A 23867-nucleotide genomic window follows, 5' to 3' on the forward strand; every position below is an offset into this window, starting at 1 on the left:
TTTAACCGTGGTTTGATAGACCAATCAGATTAAGGCGGGCTATATATGCCCAAAAAGCCGTCATATCACCATGACAAAAGAGACCACAGCATAGGCTGTGGTTTTTTGGTTGTATCAGTTGTAATCACCACTGAGACCCCAAAATATACCACTGAGTAGGATTTTTTAGATTTTTTGCCGCGCGATTTGCTTAGCTGTTGACATTGAATGCGATTTACGATTAATTAGAAGCTGCACGGCCCTCACTCACGTTTTCTATAGCGAGTTCACATTTTGTCAGCCGCCGTTTATCTTGATCGATGATTGATTGTTATCGCAGTTGCCCAATCATAAAAACTGGTTATAAAAAGCAGCCATAAAAACTGGTCATAAAACCCAGCCATCAAATATAGGATCGTCACTTTATGATTCAAACCTTGCCCAAACTCAGTCATCACCTAGTCGATGAAGCTCAATATAACTTATTGCGCTCAGTAGGCTACCTCACTGCCGCCGAGCGCCGTGATGTTATTGATGCCTGTGAGTTTGGTGACATCGCCCATATCAAGGATAAGCGCAAATCAGGGGAGCCTTATATCACCCACCCTATTGCAGTCGCTGAGATATTGGCAGGTTTTCGTTTGGATCGAGACACCATCATTGCGGCGATTTTGCATGATACGGTGGAGGATACTGAGGTCACTGATGAGCAAATCGCCGAGCGCTATGGCAAAGCCGTAGCCAGATTGGTCGATGGTGTCACCAAGCTCAAATCCTCGGCACACAATAAACAAGAAAACAAAGCTGCCACTTTTCATAAGATTTTGACCGCGACCCTCGCAGATCCACGAGTATTGATCATCAAGCTAGCAGATCGCCTGCACAACATGTCGACATTGGATGCGGTGCGCCCAGAAAAACAGCGCACCACCGCACAAGAAACGCTGGATTTTTATGTGCCCTTTGCGCGGCTGATGGGTCTCAATGACATCGCCGATTATATCGAGGTACTGTGCTATCGCAACCTTGACTCTGAGATGTACAACAAGCTCTCAGATAAGCTGTTGCAGCATGGCTTGGGGCGCAATTTTCAACGAGAAGCCATTCATCGCTATCTGAGTATCGTGTTAAATAACTTAGATCTAAACGGTCTGGTCAAGGTCTTGGACAACCGCGTGGTGATTTACCGACAGTTTTTTCGCAACCGCGGCGAAATCAGTGCGCTATTGCGTCATTATGCGTTTGAGATCGTACTCGACAATATCGAAGCTTGCGATAAGCTCGCCTATTATCTGATCAAAAAATACCAAATCGACGACACCCATATTGCTGATAATATTCGCCGCCCGCTGCCAGGTGGCAATCAGTCGCTGACGCTCATCTACGAGCGCGACAATGACGTGGTCAAAGTTACGATTTTGACCAAGCAAATGCAAAGCGCGGCAAGGCTTGGGGTCATCGGTGCTGAGCACGCCTCTGATGTCAGTCAATCGGTCATTCAAGCGTCCTTGCGTAACATGAAGGACTTGGTCGAAGAAGACAGCTTAAATGATGGCAGTCCTGACTTTTCGGCGGCCGTCTCTACCATTAACGAGCTGATGGATTATCTACACTCTAGCAAAATCATTTGTTATAGCCCCAAAGGCCGAGCCTACGAGCTGCCGCAAGGCGCTACCGCCCTAGACTTTGCTTATGCTGTCGGCCCGATGGTCGGCAACGTCGCTGTCGGTGCCAACATCGATGGCAAAAAAGCCAAACTGGGCACGGTGGTCAAAAATGGCCAACTGGTTGAAATCGAGGTCGACAACCACTCAGAGCCAAAAGCAGAGTGGCTTGGGTTTGTAGCCACCAACAAGGCCCGTGAAGAGATATTGCGCTGGTTTAAGGACTTGTCCGCTGCTGACAAACAGCATCACGGAAAGCAAGCCTTAGATCGCGCGCTTAAGACTTATCAAAAAAGCCTTGACGATCTGACAGACAGCGACTGGAAAAACCTAACTGAATGGCGCGGTTTGACAGAAAAAAACACCTTATTTGAGCAAATCAGCTCTGGCACATTGCTGCCGCAGCTGGTCGTTACCCGTTTATTTAGTGACGAAGTCAACGACCTACACGCGCAAGAAAATAGCGATGACATGACCCAGCCGCAGCAGCTGATCGTCAACGCCTCAGGGGTTGAGATCAACTTTGCCAACTGCTGTCATCCGATCTACGGCGACCCTATCGTCGGTCATTTATCACGCCACGGTCTGGTCGTCCATCGTCATAAGTGTTTTTCGCTTGATGACATTCGTAAAGACAATCCTTATCAGGTCATTCAACTGCGTTGGCGCAGCGATAAAGCTGTCAACCAAAGCGAGGCAGGCGAGACGGGGATCAAAAATAACGGTAAGGTTCGTTTCCCCGCTTATCTTAAACTCTCTATTGCCTTGAGCGATGAGCAAATCAGTGAAGTGATTTATCACTTGCGCCAGCTCAATATAGGCGTCGAAAAAATCGATGTTCGCAGCAGCGATACCATCCTCCATATCGTGGTACGTAGCCGCAACCACTTAGCGCAGGGTATCCGCGAGCTGCGCTCATTACTCGGCTTCCCCAATATTATCCGTCTATATCAGCTATAACGCTAAATGGCGACCAGATGTGTCGCTCTGTCGTCGAATACAAATAAATCAGACACATGGCTATCAAGTCGTGTTTATATTGGATTGACGATCGCACAAGCAGCTTTTGACGGCTTTTGATGACGCGGCAAATTATAAAACGCGGCGCGATGCTCAGAGGTTTTTAGAAAGCAGTAAACAATGCTAAACTGGGCAGCTTGCAGCAAGACAGTACAGGCTGCCACTGTATGCTCAAAACCCAACTGATAAACCCATCTAACAACAGATAACAAGGATATCCTATGACTCGTCAAACCATCCAAACAGACAAAGCACCTGCCGCCGTTGGCACTTACTCACAAGCCGTCAAAGTTGGCAACACTGTCTATGTCTCAGGTCAGCTGGGTTTTGACCCAGACACCATGGAGCTAAAAGAAGGCTTTGAAGCACAAGCCAAGCAAGTATTTGCCAACCTAAAAGCCGTTTGTGAAGCTGCTGGCGGTAGCTTAAGTGACGTGGTGAAGTTCAACGTTTCTTTGACCGATCTAAGCGACTTTGCCGTGCTCAACGATGTGTTTGCCGCCAACCTAAGCGAGCCATACCCAGCGCGCGCGGCGGTACAAGTCGCCGCGTTGCCAAAGGGCGGCGTGGTTGAGATCGAAGCCATTATGTATATTGAGTAAGCCTACCTCTCAGATCTGTGTTGTAACGATAAGCTTAGCACTCTGCTAAGCTTATTGGTTTTTAGCAGTGAATAGCTGAACAGAGTCTATTAAATATTCAAATATTTTTGGTTAGGGTGTGTCCTCATTTTAAAAATGGCGATAAAAATGAGATAAATCGCCGTCAAACAAGGGAAATAGCGCAAGTAATATCGAGATATTAGTCAGCTATTTGACACCGTTTGGCCAGATTTAGCCATTTTTAGCCCATTTAGATGGCTATCGATTGAATTGAGGACACGCCCTAATGCGGCGTTATTTCGACTTTAGTACCTAACGCTGCCTATGCCGACCATGTAAATCATCGTCTGTGGCAATGATACTTCTCTAATAAGACGGCGACGCCTTTTATGTTGGTACAAGTTGCTCTACCTGTGCCCCTTTACCGGGTATTTGACTATCGCCTGCCAGCAGCTACGCAGGCCACCGCTGAGCCTAGCGCGCGTCCAGCAATCGGTAGCCGTGTCGAAGTTCCTTTCGGTCGCCAGACACTTATCGGTATCGTGGTTGCTCATATTGCTGCCGCCGATAGCAGCGTACCACTAAATAAGCTCAAATCTATCTATCGATGCTTGGATGACGAGCCTATCTTAAACGCGGCGATGCTAAAGCTTGCTTACTGGCTGGCACGCTACTATCACTATCCACTGGGCGATGTGTTTGGCGTTATCCTGCCGACGCTGGTGCGTCAAGGCAAGCCGCTAGACCTTTTGATCACGCACTGGCGCATACTGCCGAACATCACTGATGACGACTTTCATCCCAATGCCAAAAAACAAAAACAGCAGTTTGATATGCTCAAATTGCACGGCGAGCGCGGTGCCAGCGAAGACGTTTTATTATTAGAAGGCATGCAGCGGCCTTTTTTAAAAACACTGGAAGAAAAAGGACTCATCGAGCGCTATATCGAGCCAAAACAAGCACCGACGCCTGTCAAACTGGCCAAACTGCCACTTGATCTCAATGACGAGCAACAACAGGCAGTCAGCACCATCATCGCAGCTCACAAAGCTGGCCGTTATACTGGGTTTTTATTAAACGGCATTACTGGTAGCGGTAAGACCGAAGTGTATTTACAAGTCATGCAAGCGGTACTTGAGGCGGGCAAACAGGTTTTGATTTTGGTGCCAGAGATTGGCTTGACACCGCAGACGCGCGCCCGTTTTGCCAGCCGTTTTGCCGCAGATATCGTGCTGCTACACTCTGGCATGAACAACACCCACCGCCTGCAGGGCTGGCAAGACTGCCGCACAGGACACGCCCAAATCATCATTGGTACACGCTCAGCAGTGCTCTATCCTTTTGCCGATTTAGGGTTGATTGTCGTTGACGAGGCACATGATGGCTCGTATAAGCAGCAAGACACCCTGCGCTACCACGCCGCAGATGTCGCGCTTTATCGCGGCGTGCAATACAACATCCCTGTCATACTCGGCACCGCCACCCCTTCGCTTGAGCACCTAAAATTGGTCGATGATGGCAAACTCATAGAATGTCAGCTATCGACACGGCCAGGCAATGCCAAACCTGCACCCATGCAGCTTATTGATGCGCGTCTGCAAAGTACGCACCAGCAGACAACGGACGACGGCGCCCGCTACGATACTGGACTGACAGACGCCATGATTGGGGCAATACGGCAAACCCTAGAAGCTGGCGATCAGGTGCTGGTGTTTTTAAATCGGCGCGGCTACGCACCTGTCTTATTGTGCGAAGCTTGCGGCTGGCAAGCAGATTGTCCGCGCTGTGATGCGCATTTAACAGTACACTATAGCCGCCAAAACAGCAGTAACGCCTATCTCAAATGCCACCACTGCGACTGGCAAGCTTATATTCCAGCGGTGTGCCCTGACTGCGGCAGTCAAAACTTGGATGCCAAAGGTATAGGCACGACAAGGCTTAGCGAAAATTTACACGCGATTTTTGCCAATCCGCAAACCAGCAAAGTCTTATACCCGATTATTCAAATCGACCGTGATACCACAAGGCGCAAAGACAGCTGGGAAAATATTTATCAGCGTATCAATCAAGGTGATCCTGCTATCTTGGTTGGCACGCAGATGGTCGCCAAAGGTCATCACTTTCCAAACGTTACCTTGGTGTGCTTGCCCAACGCCGATCGCGGCTTTTTGTCCGCAGATTTTCGCTCGCCTGAGCATACCGCGCAGCTGATGATTCAGGTCGCCGGTCGAGCAGGACGCGGAGACAAGGCAGGACGCGTGCTGATCCAGACGCTACAGCCTGACAACGCGCTACTACTAAAGCTGGTAAAAGACGGCTATCTGTCATTTGCGCGGGATCTACTACAAGAGCGCAAAATGATGGGACTGCCGCCTTATACCCATGCAGCGCTGATTCGCTGCGAAGGCAAAACCCTAGCCGCCACCATGCAAGCGCTCAAAGATGCCATCGCTATCTTGCCCAGTAACCACAATTTGGCCGTGCTCGGGCCCATCGATGCGCCCATGAGCAAAAAAAACAGCCGCTACCATGCCCAGCTACTCCTCATCGCCAAAGAGCGCGGACAGCTCCACCAAGTACTGAACCACTGGTGGCAACCCGTACTGGGGCTACCCAGCGCTAAATATCTAAAACTGACTTTAGATATCGACCCTGTCGGCTGGTAGGCTGACACCTCAAACCTATCACCGTTTCCTCTTATTATTCTTAGGCTACCAAACGTATATATAGTCAGTTCAAAATAACATGGTGATAAATTGAAGAGTGCTACTGGAATGAATGTTGCGCAGCCTCTGTGATAACAGCACGCAAGGAAAATTTATACCAGTAGCACGATGTCATTTTTGCAGTGAATCGACTATAGCTTGCTGGCTGCATTTTTACCTCGTCGTTACAGCTTCTAATACTCGGCTATGTTAGATTTATCATTAATCCTTGAAGTTATTTACCATAAGTCTTAATAAATTTGAGTAACGTTATGAGTCAAGAAGATGCCAGTCATAAGCAAAATAAGCATTTGCCTCCAAGTGAGCCTATTGATGTCTATAAAAACAACGATAGTAACTATACTGCTGGCAATCAAGACGCTCATGATCATGACACTCACCTAGAGCAAAACACCGCGCCAAGAGATACCAAAGGCTATCAGCGTACGTTACTGATTAGCTTTGTGATCATCACAGGCTATATGTTTATCGAGGCGATTGGTGGCTTACTGACAGGCAGCTTGGCGTTACTCTCTGATGCAGGACACATGCTCAGCGACGCCATCGCCCTTGGTGCGACGTTGATGGCATTTAAAATCGGCGAAAAAGCTGCCACTCATCAAAAGACCTTTGGCTATAAACGCTTTGAGATTATCGTGGCCACCGTCAATGGTGCGACGCTGGTAATTATCGCCTTGATGATTTTTTATGAAGCGATCAAACGTTTTAACTCACCGCCAGAGATTGCTACCCAAGGTATGTTAATCGTCGCCACCATCGGTATGCTGGTCAATATCTTGGTCGCTTGGCTGATGCACCGTGGTAGTAGCGGCAGCGATGGGCACACCCATAGCCATGGAGCAAATGAAGATAAAGTAAATAAAGAAAAAGCAAATAAAAGCGATGACTCCAAAGAGCCTGTCAACCTCAATATGCAAAGCGCTTACTTGCATGTATTAAGTGATTTGATGGGCTCAGTGGCCGCTATTGTCGCCGCTTTACTGATGATAGGGTTTGGCTGGGTTTGGGCCGATGCCGCAGCGTCGGTGATCGTCGCGGTACTTATCTTAGTAAGTGGTTATCGCGTGGTGCGCGACTCAGTACATATCTTGATGGAGGGCACGCCAGAAGGCATATCGCTGGTGGATGTCGAGGACAAACTGCTTGCCCATCCACAAGTAAAACAAGTCCACGACCTGCATGTCTGGAGCATCACCAGCGGGCTAAATGCGCTATCTTGCCATGTGATGGTCGATGGGGATATGAGAATCTCGGATGCCAGCGTATTGATTGCCAATCTTGAGCAAGGTTTGCTTGCGCTTGGTATTCATCACGCCACCATTCAGGTTGAAAGTTTGTCACACCCGCAGACCAGCACCCATAGCGATGCATTGGTCTGCGACATATCAGAGCAGCAAAGCTCTGTGAATAACCATATCGGGCACAGTCACTAGGGCGTATTGAACCTTCAGCCATGGCACTGACAGAGACTATTTGTGAATGTTCAACGGCACTGACAGAGACTATTTGTGAATGTTCAACACGGCCTAGTTACAAAAAACAGAAAACGGCGTCAATTAACGATGGTATGTAGAGAGTGAGCAAATACCACCGCCAGCACGATCCATTCGATGACATGCCCTCCATTTAATCGACAATCACCTAAATGGGTTAAAAATAGCCCACTCTGCTTATCACTTACTCATTACCACCAACCCATCTCAACAATTTCTAGCAAAACTTTACTTATCCTATTTAAAAAAAACCTTTTATTGGCGTTTATATGGTTATAATAATTATAAACTGCTATTTACTGATTAATTTGCCATGGCAGATACACTGAGTTGTATTTTTTAACCGATTCCTTGACGATGTGAGCTTATGTCTAGACGTTCCGCGCCCTTTGTCGCCCCAGACTATATTGACAACCCAACGTCAAAAGAGGGCAAAAAACACGCCAAAGTTTTGCTATCGACGCTGCAAGACGATATTGCTCAGTTTCGTGACGAGCAGTTTCCACCTGATATCTTGCGTCAGATCCGCGACATGCCCATTTACGAAGGTAACTTAGCCGAGGTACAGGCCTACCAGCAGCGTTGGCAGCCCCTACTTGAGCGTGCGATGGCTTTTTATCCTGCAGCCAACCTACCGCCCGATTATCTGCCACTGCCTGCCAGCCTTGAGATACCGCAGTTTATTTATCATGTGCAGCGCCTGCATCTGACCAAAACCCGAGCCAAAGAATCCAAAAGCTTTGGCTCGGTCGGTGCCCTGATTGATAAATGCGGCGATTATAGTGCCGAGGAGACTGCGCGCATGTCAGCAGTATTTGATAACGATGACGAGGCAAGATTGGTGGCGCATCGTGAGTTTATTGACCTACGTGCTTATGTATTTTGCCGCGATAGTAAGGGTGAGATGATGGAGCCTGAGCGCGTACGCTTTTATCGTACCGGTCTTATCGTCCATGCGTTGCCTGATTTTAAAGTGGTCGATAGCAGACAGACACCGCGTAAGCGCCGTAACGATGCTTACAACAACCCCATCGCCGACAATGGCGTTTGGAAAATTTACCGCAAAAAATAACGCAGGTTTCTGATATTTTTTTGACCACGTTTTTGATTATGTCTTTGACCTTGCCACTATTTGAGGATACCAGATGTTCGCTGCCGCCGCCGGCTCACCAAATTTGATGTTACAAGCTACAATCTTCTTAGGAGCAGCGCTGCTGTTTGTACCCCTTGGTAAACGATTTGGTATCGCGACAGTTTTGGGGTATCTCATTACTGGTTTGATTTTGGGGCCGAGCGGCTTGGATGTGGCAGGTGACGCTGAGAGCTTGCTGCATTTCTCTGAATTTGGCGTGGTCATGCTGCTGTTTATCATTGGCCTTGAGCTACAACCATCGCGGCTTTGGGCACTACGGCGCTCGATCTTTGTCCTCGGTGGTCTGCAAGTTGGCCTCACTGGCATACTGTTAATGTGGCTTTTGCACCAATTTTTTTCTTTGGCATTAGATACTGCCTTTATCGTCGGTTTTGGACTTGCACTCTCCTCCACCGCTTTTGTCTTACAGATACTGACCGAAAAGCAGCAGCTCTCTAGCACTCATGGCCGTGAAGCCTTTACTATTTTATTGTTTCAAGACATCGCCGTCATTCCTTTATTGGCGGTCATTCCGTTTTTGTCAGGGGTGCGCGAGCAAAGCTACGACCTGCTGTATTTTGGTAAAGTGTTTGCCGTATTTGCGGGTCTGATTTTTGCCAGCCGTTATGTGGTACGTCCATTTTTTAAGTTTGTGGCCTCCAGTGGTGCCTCTGAGCTGCTCACGGCGGTGGCGCTTTTTATTGTGATGGGCGTGTCGATTTTGATGGGTCAGATTGGTCTATCAATGGCACTGGGCGCGTTTTTGACGGGCGTATTGCTGGCAGACTCTGAATATCGTCACGAGCTCGAAGCCAGTATCGAGCCGTTTAAAGGCTTGCTTTTGGGCTTGTTTTTTATGTCGGTTGGCATGCTCACAGACGTCAAGCTTATCTTAGCGGAGCCTATTTTTATTATTGGCTGCGCCATTGCGCTGATGGTGATTAAGTTTGCCGTGATTACCGCCATCGCCAAAGTCTCAGGCAATCGCTGGCCGACTAGTATTAGGCTGGGCGTGACACTGGCACAAGGTGGTGAATTTGCCTTTGTCCTCTTTAGCGTGGCGAGCGCCCAAAACGTCTTGCGCCCTGAGGTTGCCAACACCTTAAACCTCATCGTCACCATCTCTATGGCACTCACACCGTTGGCGTTTTTATTGCTAGAAAAAATCGGCGAGCCATTATTTGCCAAAAGCAAGCCCAGCCGTGAGTACGATGCGATTCCTGATCATGAGCATCAAGTCATCATTGCAGGGTTTGGCCGTGTCGGGCAGATTATCGGGCGCGTACTGCGCATGCACAATATCGAATTTACCGCCATTGAACGCTCAGCCAACCGTGTCGATTTCGTGCGTAAATTTGGTAACCAAGTCTATTACGGCGACCCAAAAAACCCTGAAATCCTCCGCGCTGCTGGCATCAAAAAAGCACGGGTATTTATATTAGCGATTGACGATTTGGAGCGCTCTATCACCACCGCCCAGTATTTGCGCAAAAACTATCCCGATATGATCGTCCTAGCACGAGCGCGGGATCGTCAGCATTATTATCGCTTGCGTGAAGTAGGCGTACGTCATATTTGGCGCGAGACTTACCTGTCGTCGTTAGATATGTCGCGCGAGTCGCTACAGCTGCTGGGCATCTCTCCAGAGAAAGCCCGAGAAACGGTGCAGACATTCCGTGATTACGATGATGACTTGATTGAGCGCCAGCAAGCCATTTATGGCGACGAAGCCAGCCTGATTGAGTCGGCGCAGTCAGCCATGGCAGAGCTTGAGAGTCTATTTGATGAAGATATCGATAAAGCGCGCAAGATGGATTTGACTGACTTTTATGAGCCACTAAAGAGTCAAGCAACGCCTGTCGATGACCAAGATGCCAGCGCTGCTGATTCCAAACCCTAAAGCATGGTCATTCTAAAGCATTGTCACTTTAAAATATTGTCCTCGACTACTTTGACGACATTAACTGGGATACACGCTCGATAGCACAGCACACCCTTGCTTCGATATCCATGCATCAATCAGCTAGGCAGCTTTTGGGGGTTTGTTTTTTATTGAGTGAGCTGGTGCAAGCCCAATCATCACTATCTGGCAGATGATAAAAAACCAAGGTCTGATCATTGAGGTAGCGCACTGGAAATCTGACGTTTTGAATGATCGCAATGATTGCGCAATCGGTATTGGTCACCCCTGGCGCTTGGACAGCGATATGCATGCGCACCTGCTGATCCTCGGTACTAAGCGGCAAATTCACAGGACACTGCCCAGTCTGCTGATAGATCAGCGCCACCCGATTTTGGGCGTTTTTGGCGATATCATAAGTATCAAACAGCACCGCGTTTTCTTTTGGTTTGGCAATGATAGGCAAAAACTGTACTTTAATCACCAATAGTGCAAATGCAAAAAACCCAAAACCAAGCCCCAAACCAAACAAGCTCACGCCGCCTTCTTTTTTTAGGTGCGCCTTTTGCGCCTCCTCATCACGCGGATGGTCATTGATAGCATCCGCAATCTCACGACGCGCCATACGATAATAATAGGCATCCGTCCAACGCGCCACCATAAACGACCAAAACAGCCAAATAGCCGCGGCAATACCGATACGGGTGGCCATCTGATACGCATCAGGGACATAAGACATCGCCACAAACTCAAACGCAACCAAGACCAGCGCCACATTAAGCTGAATAAACGACCAACCCGCCACACTATAGACAATGGCGTCCATATAGCGCTTGCGGTATAGCAGCCAAGGAAAGGTGACGAAAAATGCCGCCCAGTGCCATTTGGGCGACAAATACCCTTGCTCATCAAATTCCTCAAAGCGCTTTAGATAATAATGCTGGCTACGATGGCCAATAAACCATTTGTCCAGCTGCCTGCGCTTGGCTGCTGTGAGCTGTTCTTGATAAAACGGTGGTGGTGAATCCGTTTCGATAAATAACATGAGAGTACGCTCTAAGTTTTAAAAAATATCAATCGTTATTATATGATAACGCCAACCGATCTGTATAGAAAACCCGTGTACACCGATTTGACGTCTTTCGATACTTTAATAGCCTTTATCATCGCGATAGTCTTTACTATCGTCTTTGATGTCACATCTATTCTCATCTCCTATAACCGTATAAAACCGCTAAAAACGTATTGCACATTCACAGTCGCAACAATATCACTTATAATGACGCCATCTCACTCACCTAATGAAGCACTGCCCATCTTATGAGTCAACATCCTGATAGTAATGACAATCTCACCAGTACGCCAACCACTGATGAGCAAACCCTAATCGACGTCGACACAGCGAGCGCTGACGTTGATGACAACCAAAGCACGCCTGCCGCGGACAAACACGTTCGTATCGTCAATACCTTTATGAAACGACGTACACACATGAACAAAAACGCCGAGCTGGCGTTGACTGCGCCCGAGTTCGCCGATTATTTGGTCAATAACAGCTTTGGCGATGGCGACTTAACAGGCATCCATGACTTGCGCGCGCTATTTGCCGATAGCCCAAATGGCAGTGACGCACCGCTGACCCTAGAGATTGGGTTTGGCTTGGGCGACTCGTTCATCGAGATGGCCGCCGCAGAGCCGGCGCGCAACTTTGTCGGTATCGAAGTCCATGAGCCAGGCATTGGCAAATGCGCCTATATGGCCGGCACCCAAGGCTTGCGTAACGTCAAGATTATCAATGGTGACGCCATCCAACTACTCAAACAGCTACCAGAAAACCATATCGACCGTATTCAGCTGTACTTCCCTGACCCATGGCAAAAAAAGCGCCACTATAAGCGCCGCTTTGTCAGTCCTGAGCGCATGGCGATTGTGACACGCAGCCTAACCCAAGGCGGCTGGTTTCATACCGCCACTGATTGGGATCATTATGCTTTTTGGATGCTGGAGGTACTAGACAACTTTGCTGGCCTCACCAACCAAGCAGGCACAGGTAACTTTATTGACAGACCAGACTTTCGTCCAATGACCAAATTTGAGCGCCGCGGCATCGCGCGCGGTCATGGCGTTTGGGATTTGATTTATAGCAAAGACTAACACCAAACGATTAAAAATCTACTCTTAGATAAAGAGCGATAAAGGCGGCTAACAGATTAGCCGCCTTTTTTATGCGCGGCGCTTTGCCAGCGAAGATGATTAAGAGCGCGGTGGAATGTGACCGATACAGCGAATAAAAACGCCCCTTAACACGGCCGACTAAGTATAAAAAGCTTACCATACGGTCAACTCAGCGCTTCTTGCGACCATTTTGACGGTTTTATTTTTATAAAAATAACTATTTTATGGTGTGAAACATCGGCAACACAGACTAATTTTTTGAGAAAAATACACACGTGACATCACAAAATCCGCTTTGATCTTTAAGAAGTCATAATAAGCGATTTGCGCAAACATTGATGTTACAAGGGCTTGGTGAGTTCTCCCCATAAGCTGTGGATAACCCTGTGTATAAGTCAGCACTTGACAAGCATTTTCCTAGATATATTAAAGGGTCAGGTAAAATCGTTCATTTTTTGTACAATTTAAAAATCTTTTAAAATCAAATATTTACATCAATATAGAGAAGCTAAAAATTTATTTTTCATATTTTTTAGAAAAACCGAAATCAGAGCCGATGTTTCACAATCAGCGAATTTTTACCGAGGATTTATTGTGGACAACTGCAAACCCTATTGACAAACAATACCATTTTCCTATCCAAAATACTCACTAATTTTACCAATACTTATATAACTCTAAAAATAATATGCATGCGACAACCAATGTCGTTTAGCATACCTGCACCCTTAGTATGCTATCCAGATTTTGTTATAATACCTTTATCCAATCAACCATAAACCTCTAACGCTTAGCGAGATGAACAAACGCCTTAATAATGAGACGGCGCTACTTGTACAAGCAGTTATATCAAACTTTTATTTACTTTTATCCGTCATTGATTTTACTGTATAGTAGAATGATTGCACTCTCGACATTATCGATACGACATCTTATTCTTCTTGCTAGACACTGGCCGTTACCTACCATTTGGGGAGCCGTCAGTATATATGGCCCGTAGCCCTCCTATTACCCGTATTTTATCTATCATCGAATTTATCCTTTTACACTAATAATTGAAGACAAGGAATCCAGTATGGACGACAATAAAGCCAAAGCCCTCAAAGCCGCACTTGGTCAAATCGAAAAACAATTTGGTAAAAACACCATCATGCAACTGGGCGATGACTCTGCAGTCCTCGATGCCGATGTGGTCTCGACAGGCTCGCTAGGACTAGATATCGCGCTTGGTACTGGCGGCCTGCCAAAAGGCCGTATTATTGAGATTTATGGTCCAGAGAGCTCAGGTAAAACCACCATGACGCTACAAGCAATCGCTGAGTGTCAAAAACAAGGCGGTACTTGTGCCTTTATCGATGCCGAGCATGCGCTTGATCCTGTTTATGCGCGTAAGCTTGGGGTCAATACAGATGACCTACTGCTCTCTCAGCCTGATAACGGTGAGCAGGCGCTGGAGATTACCGATATGCTGGTACGCTCAGGGGCGGTCGATATGATCGTGGTCGACTCCGTCGCCGCACTTACGCCGCGCGCTGAGATTGAAGGCGAGATGGGCGACTCACACATGGGTCTACAAGCCCGCTTGATGAGCCAAGCGCTGCGTAAGATCACAGGTAATGCCAAACGCTCCAACTGTATGGTGGTGTTTATTAACCAGATCCGTATGAAAATCGGCGTGATGTTTGGTAGCCCAGAAACCACAACCGGTGGTAATGCGCTGAAATTCTATGCCTCAGTGCGTATGGATATTCGCCGTATCGGTGCAGTCAAAAACGGTGATGAAATCATTGGCAACCAAACCCGTGTCAAGGTCATCAAAAATAAAATGGCACCACCCTTCCGCCAAGCTGAGTTTGAAATCACTTATGGCGAAGGCACCAATCACCTAGCAGAGGTCATCGACTTAGGTGTCGAAATTGGCGCTGTGGGTAAAGCAGGCTCTTGGTATAGCTATGGCGATGAAAAAATCGGTCAGGGTAAAGCCAACTCTGTGCTTTTCTTAAAAGAAAACCCTAGTATTGCTCAAGAAATCGAAGATAAGATCCGTGAAGAAAAGCTTGGTAGCAAAAAAGACGCCAAAGACACTGACGCCTCTCAAAAAGATGAAGACCTAGCGCCTGAGCCAGTACAATAACGGCACGCTTATTTATCGTTATGATTGATTATGAACATTAAAACCTTAGCTGAAATACTCGCTGAATCGGACGCCGACTCAGCGAGCGCCCCTACTAGCAAGCCAAAAAAAATCTCTAAAACCTCCCAAACACCCAAAGCGCTCAGATCGCCTAATACGGCACATGTCGATAAAAAAACGTCTCAGAAGTCGGCGTCTACAGCCAAACGTAAAAGACGTGAAAAACGCTTTCATCCAGCCGCGAGCTTTAGCCCTGAGCCTAACGACGCACCTGCGTATCAGCCACCAAAGGCGCAAAGTATCAAAGAGATGCTGGCCGAGGTAAAGCATCATATTCATGGTCATTCGGACGATACCGCCTCTACCATTACCGCTGATAGCAATGCGCGCCTAGAGGGTGCAGATCATTTAGAGAGTACAGAAGGCTCAGCGCCACTGCCTGACCCTATAGCTGCCCATAGTCACCGTACAGACGCGCAAGCGGACAACTTACCTGCTGCTCTAAAAGCGTATCTTCGCACCCCTGAGCAAAGGCAAGCTGAGATTGATGCTATCAAGGCAGAGAGTCGCCTGCGCTGGCTGGCTTTTTATTATCTGTCGCGCCGTGAGTACGGTAAAGCAGAGCTAAAGCAAAAACTGCTCGATAAGGAGCAAGACCCAGACAAGATCGATGCCTTACTCGATGAGTTTGAGAAAAAAGGCTATCAAAGTGATTATCGCACCACCCTCATGCTCATCCGTGAAAACATCCGTAAAGGACGGGGGCGCGGCCGCATCAAGCAAGCATTTTATCAAAAAAAAATAGCCATGCCAGACAACATCGATGAGCTGATCGATATGGCAAATGCAGAGTCTGAGGAATTTAGCGAATTTGTCGAAGATGGTGATAATAATCTGGTCGAAGGCGTTGACTGGCTAAAGCTAGCGGTGACCGCTCGCACCAAAAAATACGGCAATACCTTGCCCCGTGAGCCAAAAGACAAGGCTCGTCAATTACGGTTTTTGCAGTATAGAGGCTTTAAGAGTGACATCTGCTTTGCCGCTCTTGACTACACGCTTGAGACATTAGATGAGCGATTTTAACCGTGACTCATCTAACACTCAGATACCTATTAATAATAGCCAAGCACTTTCCACCATATCATACCTGCCCCTATCCAAATCACCAGATTGACCACACTCATGATAGCGCCGATGCCCCACCACTCTTTTAAGGTCACATACCCTGAGTTAAAGATGACGGGGGCGGTTCCGGTCGCATAATGAGTGAGGGTCATCATAATGTTGCCCGCTGCTGCCAAAATCAGCGCATATAGCATGGGCGGCGCTCCTAAGCTCAGCCCAACGGCATAAAAGGCGGCAAATAAAGCGGTTATATGCGCAGTCGTACTTGCAAAGAAGTAATGAATGTACAAATACACTAGCGTCAAAATCGCCACGGCACCTACCCAGCCCAGACCCGTCGTACCAATCATCGCCTCGATATTGTCAGAAAACCAGCGAATCAAGCCAAGCTCATTCAGATAAGCGGCCATCATAATTAAGGCACCAAACCAGATGATGGTATCCCAAGCAGATTTTTCTTTGAGAATATCCTCCCACGTCAGCACCCCAGTCAATATCAAAGTCGTCAGACCGATAAAAGCCGTCGTCGTGGCATCGACGCTGTATTGCTCACCCAATAGCAGCGCTGGGATATTGGCCCAGAGTAGTAGCATCAGGCCAAACACACCGAGCATGATTTTTTCTTGGCGGCTGATGCTACCCATGTCTGCTAAATTGTCTTTTGCAAAACCTTTAGCGTCAGGCGTGACTTTGACATCAGGTGGATAGATCAGATAAATCACCAAAGGCATTACCACCAAACACAGGATGCCCGGCACAAACATCGCCACCGCCCACGTTGTCCACGACAGCTGAATGTTGCCGCCTGTGGCTTTATTTACCAGGTCTACCACTAAAGGGTTGGGCGCGGTCGCGGTGATAAACATCCCTGAGGTAATCGGATTGGCATGATAATTGACCATTGCCAGATAGCGACCAATTTTATTTTGCGTGCCTTCCTCTGGCGTTGAATGAAAGCTTTGGGCGATAGATTTCATAATAGGATGAACAATACCGCCACCACGCGCGGTATTCGACGGCGTGATAGGCGCTATCATCAGCTCAGCCGCCGTCAATGAGTACGCGACTCCGATGGTTTTTTTGCCAAAGATAGAAATAAAATAATAAGCAATGCGGCGACCAAGACCAGTTTTAATAAGGCCGCGCGATATCATTACTGCGATACCAATCAACCATATAAGCGGGCTTGAATAGCTAGAGAGCGCATCATTGATGGCTTGTTTTGGGCTGTCACTGGTCACACCCGTCAAAGCTACGAGCGTCACGGCGATGACCGCTATCGCCCCGATGGGTAGTACTTTACCAATAATGGCAACGATGGTGGCGATAAATAAAGCCAGCATGTGCCATGCGTCAGCGGTGACGCCCGTCGGTACAGGAATGATAAACCAGATGATAAGGCCTACGACGATGGCAATAGCGGCTTGGATCGGCTTAAACGGCATGCGTCAGTATCCTATACAGTGGCTGATACCCTCATCTTATAAGATTACCAGCACCGTTGCGCATTTGTTCACCATTTTTAACATATCTATGTAGTATGTATTGTTGAATTCCTCACAATAAAAAAGAGCACGCTATACAAACGTGCTCTTTTGGCCGCTATCTGCTGTCTGCGTAAGTAGCGGCAGACTACACAGCTAAAGGTAGCTATAACACAAACATGGGACCATTATCGTAAAGTGCCTAGACGGTTGGACAACTGGCTGATGATTTGATCAATCTCTTCATTAGCCTCCGCTTCGGTATCTAAGTTACCTTTGGGGGTAAGCTGATTTACGACTTCAGGTAGCAGCTCTGCAATGCCTTGGCGCACCTCGGCTTCGTTGGCACCAGTATGCGCTGCCACTTGTTGAATCTCACTTTCATCAAACAATCGATTGACATCGTTTGGGTCGAGATTTTCATTGTCTTGCTGATTGCTCATCCAAGAGCGTGCTTGGTTTTCATAGCCCATGCCCGTGATTTTGGATAATGCACCGCTCAGACCACCATTACGCTTGATCCAGCTGAGCACCATGGGCATAAGCACGGCGATAAGCATGCCTTTACCGCCAAAGCCGCTTTGACTGCGCTGACCACCCAGTACGCTTCCTAAAATATCGCCCAAACCACCAGCGCCTGCGCTGACACCACCACGCTGCGCGCCGCCAGTAAGACCGCCGATGATGTCATCTAGGCCAAAGCCATTATCTGGCTGACGATCGTATTGACGCGGATTATAGCCACCTCCCTGGCTGCCTCCCAGCACGCTTCCTAAGATATCACCCAGACCGCCTGTCCGCCTTGTATCAGCACGCTGATTGACTGGGTTATGCTGAGCGTCGGCAGGATTCATGGCTTGACGAGCCACCTGACTGACTAAATTCCCTAATAAACTCATATTTTTCTCCTTTTTTATCATTATCGTGGTCTAGCACAGTGTCTTTGTAGCCGTTATTTGTCAGTAGCCATTTTTTAACGCCGCTGCCTCACAACGTACATTATCACCATAATTTTTATAACCATACTTTCTACAACAGTGTTGTCATAGTCGGCTCAAAGCAAAACTGTCATAAGTTTAAACGCGCTACTGGTATAAATTTTACTTGCGTGCTGCGTCCGCAGAGGCTGCGAAAAATTCATCCCAGTAGCGCTATAACACTTTTAAAATGTATCGACTATAGTTAGTTGCCAATTAATAGTGCTATTAATATAGCAGGCTTCTTTGCTGATCGAGATAGGTATTTTGTTATGACATGTAGGCGCTTGTAAGCCTGTACATCGCTACCAAGGAAAAAGAAGATAAGTATTTAGACCGTATTGCCCGTGCTCATATTGGCCAAAACATTTAGCTCTCGCCACTGCTCGGAGCTGACTTGATCGCGAAAAACTGCCACGGCCAACGAACGCTGATAAGGCTCGATGATATCAAATTCAAAACTGAGCGCCCACTCAAAACGGTGAATGGCTCGTAGGTTTGCCAACCATAAACTCTCCCCCTGTGCCGTACGCATCAGAAGCTGCCAGTGTTGATCAAGGCGCTGACTCAGTGGCGGCTGGCTTAGATGTAGCAGGGTCGGTCGCGATACGGTCAAATAACCAACCACGGCGGCTGCCACCGCTAAGACCAGCACATACTGCCAAAGCGCCAAAGACGCCAATATACCAAGCCCTATCATGATACTTGCTAAGCTCAGATATAACAGCAAGCGCAACCGGCTCTTAGGCTCGATAGCAGTATCAATACGCAGGGCAGTTATCGAATCCATGATATCGCGGTAATCTCATAAGGTGTGTGGTAGCGAATTAGGGCATCAACTCTTTGGTATGACGCCATGTTTTAATTTTATTGACTAACTCCCAGATTGCATCATCTTCAGGTCGCGATTGATTGGTAAAATAATCCAATAAATCAGGGTCTTCATGGGTGAGCATTTCGGCAAAGGTCGCCTGTTCAGCAGCATCTGCGGTCAAATACCGCTCCTTGACGTAAGGGTCGATATAAAAATCCAGCTCTTTTAGGCCGCGGCGAGCTTGATAGATGACGCGGCGCTGCTCATTGGTTGGCTCAGGTTGCTTGTTTTCAGATATGCTCATAGGAAACGCCTCATAGCTAGTAGGTACATTATTTAGTGGATTGATAGTGATGGTTGTTGGTCGTAATGACAGAGGTTTGATGATACTCGGTTAATTGCTGCCAAAGCGCGGCCGCTTGCTGCATCATCGCTACATTATGAGTACGGATGATACTCGCGCCTTGCTGCAATGCCAACAATCCAGCCGCAGTACCGATCGCATCGCGCTCGCTGGCTTGCGTAGTGGCAACTGCTGGTACACCGCTCTTAGTGAGTATTTGTGCCAAAAAACGCTTACGCGAGATACCAAACATCAATGGCAAACCAAGCGTTTGTAACTTATCAAGCTGGGTCAATAGTGCACAATGATGCTCGTAATCTTTTGCAAAACCAAAGCCTGGATCGATGATGAGGTTTTCACGCTTCACGCCAGCACAAGTCACTTCTTCAATACGAGCAAGCAGCTCGCGACTGACATCACTGACTACCTCATCATACTGCGCCAACTCATTCATGGTCGTGGGCTCGCCGCGCATATGCATCAGCATCACCGGTATATTAAGTTCTGCGGCTAATTGGGCCGCACCCTCACGTCTGAGCGCGCGTACATCATTCCAAATATCAGCGCCTGCATCAAACGCTGCTTGCATCACAGTCGGGCTGCTGGTATCGATCGACAGCCAAATATCCTGACCCATTTCACCTAACTGCTGACGAATGGCTGTCACCACTGGCACCACACGCTGCACTTCTTCATCCGTCGCTACAGGCGCGGCATTTGGACGGGTAGATTCGCCGCCGATATCAATAATCGTCGCCCCTTCATTTATCAGCTGTTTACAATGCTGCAGCGCTTTATCTACCGCGGTAAACTGACCACCATCTGAAAACGAGTCTGGCGTCACATTTAATATTCCCATCACCTGCGGCTGCGATAAATCCAACACTTTGTTGCGGCTGCGAATGCGATAAGTCGGTAAAGGCTGAAACAATGACATAGGCCATCCATTATCAATAAAAGGAGCTAAAAAAAGGACAATCGGTATTGGTTACCGTTTACTTATAATACCAGTAAATACCATACGGTTCTAAATTCTGAGTAAAATACGAGCCATAAAAAAGCCCTTTATCAAAAAGGGCTTTTTAGCTTAAACAGTGATCTGGCAGCTGTCTTTTGCAATTTTACTTGCTTGCTCTACATCGCTGGTAATGGCGGCGGTGTCGAACCCGTTGTTTTAACGTCATTTTTTGACAAGTTCACTTCGTTGGGCTGATACACTCTTGGTGGACGTGGCTCTTCGCCTGCTAAGATATCTTGCAGCTGATCCCGATCAATGGTTTCCCACTTCATCAAGGCGTCGACCATCGCATGCATCTTGTCTTGGTTGGCTTCAATCAGCTCGCGAGCGATATCATATTGCTCTTCTAACATACGGCGCACTTCTTCATCGACCTTTTGCTGGGTGGCCTCTGAAATCGTACGGCTGCTAGAGCCAAAATAACCTTGTGAGCTGTCTTCATCTTCATACACCATGATACCTAGCGCATCTGACATACCATACTTAGTCACCATTGCTCGTGCCATCTTAGTTGCACGTTCAAAGTCATTAGAAGCACCAGTCGACATCTGATTGATAAACACCTCTTCAGCGATACGACCGCCGAACAAAATAGCGATATCATTGAGCATTTTTGACTTATACATACTTGTCTGGTCATGCTCAGGTAGCTGCCAAGTCACACCAAGGGCAAATCCGCGCGGCATGATCGTTACTTTATGCACAGGGTCGGTACCTGGTAGTAGCTCAGCAACCAAGGCATGTCCTGCTTCATGATAAGCAGTAGCACGGCGCTCTTCTTCGCGTATTACCATCGATTTGCGCTCAGGACCCATATATAGCTTGTCTTTTGCGTCCTCAAAGTCATTCATATCGACGCTGGTTTTGTTGCGACGGGCGGCAAATAGTGCCGCTTCGTTGACCAAGTTGGCCAGCTGGGCACCACTAAAGCCAGGCGTACCACGCGCAAGCGAGCTGGCATCGACACCGACAGTATTCGGCAATTTACGCAAATGTACTTTTAAAATCTGCTCACGACCTTTGATATCGGGCAAGCCTACTTGTACCTGACGGTCAAAACGACCAGGACGGAGTAGCGCTTTATCGAGTACATCAGCGCGGTTGGTCGCGGCAATCACGATCACGCCTTCGTTACCTTCAAAGCCGTCCATCTCAACCAATAGTTGGTTCAATGTTTGCTCACGCTCATCATTACCGCCGCCCATACCAGAGCCACGGTGGCGACCAACGGCATCGATCTCATCGATAAAGATAATACAAGGGGCACTCTTTTTCGCTTGCTCAAACATATCGCGCACACGTGAGGCACCCACACCGACAAACATCTCGACAAAGTCAGACCCTGAGATAGAGAAGAACGGTACTTTGGCTTCACCAGCGATGGCACGCGCCAATAGCGTCTTACCCGTACCAGGCGGTCCAACCATCAAGATACCGCGTGGGATGGTCGCACCTAGCTTGGTAAACTTGTCTGGATCGCGCAAGAAGTCAACGACCTCGACCACTTCTTCTTTGGCCTCTTCACAGCCTGCGACATCCTCAAAATTGACTTTGATTTGGTCTTCGGTGAGCATTTTGGCTTTTGATTTGCCAAAGCTCATCGGACCACCGCCCTTGCCGCCAGCGCCGCCTTGCATATTACGCATAAAGAATAAAAACAGACCAATAATCAATAAAATTGGGAAACTGGCTATCAGCAATTGCATCAAGACGCTTTGGCGTTTCGGAGCAGTTCCTTGAACTTCAACCTGATTTTCACGCAACAGCGGCATCAGCTCGTCGTCTGTCACAGCGGGTCTAATGGTCTCAAAAGATGAGCCATTTTTCTTTTCACCGGTGATTTGTTCGCCATCGATTTCAACACTGGCTACCTGATTTTCTGACACCGCGGTCACAAACTCAGAGTAGTTAAGGTTATCCGGCTCAGAGGATTGATCAAAGCCGCTAAACACCAGCACCAAAATGCCGATTACCACCAGCCACAATAAGGTATTTTTTACCATGTCGCTCACTAGTTATTCCCATCCCTTACTTATTGGTGTGTTTACTAAACACGTGACGTCCATAAACGTTTGGCTCATTTGACGATATATAAATCTCAACGAGCGTATCGGGCGTTTATCATCAGACGACTTTGCCTAAAACGCATGCTTAAAACAAAGTTAATATACCATGATATGTGGTGTTTCCCTGCATAATTCAAGCAGGTTTCACTTTTATTCAGTTAACGATTGTAGCGGATTTTCACGCATGGTATCCATCTTTTATAATGGCATACTCTCCCGCTTACAATAGCAGCAACTTATTGAAACTAAAACTATTTGATCGCCACCCAAAACATCTCTTTTGATCGTGGTCGTGAGGCAGCGGGCTTGATGCTACGGATTTTACTAAAATCACGCTGCATCTGCTGACGTAATTCTTGTGTACCCTCACCCTGAAACACTTTCATAATAAGCGCGCCACCTTTGGGTAAGGTTGCCAGCGCAAAGTCGACCGCCAGCTCGCACAGGTACATCATACGCGGCTGATCAATCGCGCGATTGCCAGAAGTATTGGGCGCCATATCTGATAGCACCACATCGACCTGCCGATCGCCCACTTCTGCCATAATCGCGTCAAATACCTCGGCTTCACGAAAGTCACCTTGGATAAAGGTGACATCTGGCAGAGCATCCATGGGCAAGATATCAGAGGCGATTAAAATGCCTTTATCACCCACCAACTGCCCGGCCACTTGTGACCAGCTACCAGGCGCACTGCCCAAATCCACAACCGTCATGCCTTTTTTGATTAGGCTGGTCTTTTCGTTGATTTCTAGGAGCTTATAAGCTGCGCGGGCGCGGTAGCCGTCTTTTTGGGCCTTTTGTACATAATGGTCGTCAATATGCTCTTGCATCCAAGCACTGCTGCTTTTTGACAATTTTTTGTTTTCGATACGCGTGGCCAAAATACCTGCTCCTATTGCTCTGCAAAACTTTATGCGCTTTGCTAACGATACACTTTGAAACGCCTGATGCACGCAAGACATAGTACCAATATAGTACCAATGAGGCGATTTATCTATAAATGCGCTTAAATCATCAAATTCTCTTGGTTAAATAACTGTTTTATAAGGCAGTAGCGTTTATAATGTGGTCAAACCTTCAGTTTAACATTTTCAGCACGTAAAATCGTGCAAAATCCTGCCGATCTCATGCAAGTTGGTCATAGATTATCTATAATGATCACTCACTGCTGTTGGCGGTAATATTTTTATTTTTATCAATACCTAGGAATTC

The 23867-nt window shown here is 47.5% G+C and carries 17 protein-coding genes; 9 read left to right on the forward strand and 8 right to left on the reverse strand.

Features of this window, described 5'->3' with window-relative positions:
• The first annotated feature begins 404 nt into the window (after positions 1–404).
• From JMX98_RS00815 to JMX98_RS00840, 6 genes are all read left to right on the forward strand, one after another.
• Positions 405–2603, forward strand: a complete 2199-nt coding sequence (locus JMX98_RS00815) for a RelA/SpoT family protein (protein ID WP_201583761.1) — start codon at positions 405–407, stop codon at positions 2601–2603.
• A 281-nt stretch (positions 2604–2884) separates the two neighbouring features.
• Positions 2885–3265, forward strand: coding sequence for a RidA family protein (locus JMX98_RS00820; RefSeq protein ID WP_075100471.1), 381 nt, complete (start codon positions 2885–2887; stop codon positions 3263–3265).
• A gap of 389 nt (positions 3266–3654) precedes the next feature.
• Positions 3655–5931: a primosomal protein N' gene (locus tag JMX98_RS00825; RefSeq protein ID WP_201583764.1), complete on the forward strand. Its 2277-nt coding sequence runs from the start codon at positions 3655–3657 to the stop codon at positions 5929–5931.
• 311 nt (positions 5932–6242) lie between these two features.
• Positions 6243–7424, forward strand: coding sequence for a cation diffusion facilitator family transporter (locus tag JMX98_RS00830; RefSeq protein ID WP_227679913.1), 1182 nt, complete (start codon positions 6243–6245; stop codon positions 7422–7424).
• A gap of 427 nt (positions 7425–7851) precedes the next feature.
• Complete coding sequence (locus JMX98_RS00835; RefSeq protein WP_192996077.1) at positions 7852–8556, forward strand: hypothetical protein; 705 nt, start codon at positions 7852–7854, stop codon at positions 8554–8556.
• A 73-nt stretch (positions 8557–8629) separates the two neighbouring features.
• The gene (locus JMX98_RS00840; RefSeq protein ID WP_201583767.1) at positions 8630–10516 is read left to right on the forward strand and encodes a monovalent cation:proton antiporter-2 (CPA2) family protein; all 1887 of its coding nucleotides are present in this window, start codon (positions 8630–8632) and stop codon (positions 10514–10516) included.
• A gap of 115 nt (positions 10517–10631) precedes the next feature.
• Here the strand turns inward: JMX98_RS00840 and JMX98_RS00845 are convergent, their stop codons facing one another.
• On the reverse strand, positions 10632–11561 hold the full coding sequence (locus JMX98_RS00845) for a DUF2628 domain-containing protein (RefSeq protein ID WP_201583771.1): 930 nt from the start codon (positions 11559–11561) through the stop codon (positions 10632–10634).
• A 275-nt stretch (positions 11562–11836) separates the two neighbouring features.
• Between JMX98_RS00845 and trmB the strand changes: the two genes are divergently transcribed.
• The 3 genes from trmB to JMX98_RS00860 all read left to right on the forward strand — a co-directional run bounded on the left by trmB (position 11837) and on the right by JMX98_RS00860 (position 15908).
• Complete coding sequence (gene trmB, locus JMX98_RS00850) at positions 11837–12670, forward strand: tRNA (guanosine(46)-N7)-methyltransferase TrmB (RefSeq protein WP_201583774.1); 834 nt, start codon at positions 11837–11839, stop codon at positions 12668–12670.
• A 1096-nt stretch (positions 12671–13766) separates the two neighbouring features.
• Positions 13767–14825: a recombinase RecA gene (recA, locus tag JMX98_RS00855; protein ID WP_201583777.1), complete on the forward strand. Its 1059-nt coding sequence runs from the start codon at positions 13767–13769 to the stop codon at positions 14823–14825.
• A gap of 30 nt (positions 14826–14855) precedes the next feature.
• Positions 14856–15908 carry a regulatory protein RecX gene (locus tag JMX98_RS00860; RefSeq protein WP_201583781.1) on the forward strand — a complete coding sequence of 351 codons (1053 nt, stop codon included), beginning with the start codon at positions 14856–14858 and terminating at the stop codon, positions 15906–15908.
• Positions 15909–15937: 29 nt separating this feature from the next.
• On the opposite strand, the gene JMX98_RS00865 is transcribed toward JMX98_RS00860, so the two are convergent.
• The 7 genes from JMX98_RS00865 to JMX98_RS00895 form a co-directional block, all read right to left on the reverse strand.
• Positions 15938–17395 carry an anion permease gene (locus JMX98_RS00865; protein WP_201583785.1) on the reverse strand — a complete coding sequence of 486 codons (1458 nt, stop codon included), beginning with the start codon at positions 17393–17395 and terminating at the stop codon, positions 15938–15940.
• A 227-nt stretch (positions 17396–17622) separates the two neighbouring features.
• Positions 17623–18333, reverse strand: a complete 711-nt coding sequence (locus JMX98_RS00870; RefSeq protein ID WP_201583788.1) for a YidB family protein — start codon at positions 18331–18333, stop codon at positions 17623–17625.
• Between the two features lie 409 nt (positions 18334–18742).
• A complete protein-coding gene (locus JMX98_RS00875) occupies positions 18743–19201 on the reverse strand; it encodes a hypothetical protein (protein WP_201583790.1) in 459 nt (152 codons plus the stop codon).
• A 37-nt stretch (positions 19202–19238) separates the two neighbouring features.
• Positions 19239–19529 (reverse strand): succinate dehydrogenase assembly factor 2, encoded by a 291-nt coding sequence (locus JMX98_RS00880; protein WP_201583793.1) that lies wholly within the window; start codon positions 19527–19529, stop codon positions 19239–19241.
• 28 nt (positions 19530–19557) lie between these two features.
• Positions 19558–20505 carry a dihydropteroate synthase gene (gene folP / locus JMX98_RS00885; protein WP_201583796.1) on the reverse strand — a complete coding sequence of 316 codons (948 nt, stop codon included), beginning with the start codon at positions 20503–20505 and terminating at the stop codon, positions 19558–19560.
• Positions 20506–20702: 197 nt separating this feature from the next.
• A complete protein-coding gene (gene ftsH / locus JMX98_RS00890; RefSeq protein ID WP_320157755.1) occupies positions 20703–22598 on the reverse strand; it encodes an ATP-dependent zinc metalloprotease FtsH in 1896 nt (631 codons plus the stop codon).
• A 305-nt stretch (positions 22599–22903) separates the two neighbouring features.
• Positions 22904–23536 carry an RlmE family RNA methyltransferase gene (locus JMX98_RS00895; protein WP_075100456.1) on the reverse strand — a complete coding sequence of 211 codons (633 nt, stop codon included), beginning with the start codon at positions 23534–23536 and terminating at the stop codon, positions 22904–22906.
• Positions 23537–23867 lie beyond the last annotated feature (331 nt).

Origin of the sequence: Psychrobacter sp. HII-4 (assembly GCF_904846595.1) — a bacterium.
Taxonomy (GTDB): domain Bacteria; phylum Pseudomonadota; class Gammaproteobacteria; order Pseudomonadales; family Moraxellaceae; genus Psychrobacter; species Psychrobacter celer.

Bases quoted from the DNA above. Each gene is read 5' to 3' on its own strand.
- JMX98_RS00845 (WP_201583771.1), bottom strand. From the start codon at position 11,561: ATGTTATTTATCGAAACGGATTCACCACCACCGTTTTATCAAGAACAG.
- folP (WP_201583796.1), bottom strand. From the start codon at position 20,505: ATGTCATTGTTTCAGCCTTTACCGACTTATCGCATTCGCAGCCGCAAC.
- JMX98_RS00840 (WP_201583767.1), top strand. From the start codon at position 8,630: ATGTTCGCTGCCGCCGCCGGCTCACCAAATTTGATGTTACAAGCTACA.
- JMX98_RS00820 (WP_075100471.1), top strand. From the start codon at position 2,885: ATGACTCGTCAAACCATCCAAACAGACAAAGCACCTGCCGCCGTTGGC.
- JMX98_RS00875 (WP_201583790.1), bottom strand. From the start codon at position 19,201: ATGGATTCGATAACTGCCCTGCGTATTGATACTGCTATCGAGCCTAAG.
- JMX98_RS00870 (WP_201583788.1), bottom strand. From the start codon at position 18,333: ATGAGTTTATTAGGGAATTTAGTCAGTCAGGTGGCTCGTCAAGCCATG.
- JMX98_RS00880 (WP_201583793.1), bottom strand. From the start codon at position 19,529: ATGAGCATATCTGAAAACAAGCAACCTGAGCCAACCAATGAGCAGCGC.
- recA (WP_201583777.1), top strand. From the start codon at position 13,767: ATGGACGACAATAAAGCCAAAGCCCTCAAAGCCGCACTTGGTCAAATC.
- trmB (WP_201583774.1), top strand. From the start codon at position 11,837: ATGAGTCAACATCCTGATAGTAATGACAATCTCACCAGTACGCCAACC.
- JMX98_RS00835 (WP_192996077.1), top strand. From the start codon at position 7,852: ATGTCTAGACGTTCCGCGCCCTTTGTCGCCCCAGACTATATTGACAAC.
- JMX98_RS00825 (WP_201583764.1), top strand. From the start codon at position 3,655: ATGTTGGTACAAGTTGCTCTACCTGTGCCCCTTTACCGGGTATTTGAC.
- JMX98_RS00830 (WP_227679913.1), top strand. From the start codon at position 6,243: ATGAGTCAAGAAGATGCCAGTCATAAGCAAAATAAGCATTTGCCTCCA.
- JMX98_RS00860 (WP_201583781.1), top strand. From the start codon at position 14,856: ATGAACATTAAAACCTTAGCTGAAATACTCGCTGAATCGGACGCCGAC.
- JMX98_RS00865 (WP_201583785.1), bottom strand. From the start codon at position 17,395: ATGCCGTTTAAGCCGATCCAAGCCGCTATTGCCATCGTCGTAGGCCTT.
- JMX98_RS00815 (WP_201583761.1), top strand. From the start codon at position 405: ATGATTCAAACCTTGCCCAAACTCAGTCATCACCTAGTCGATGAAGCT.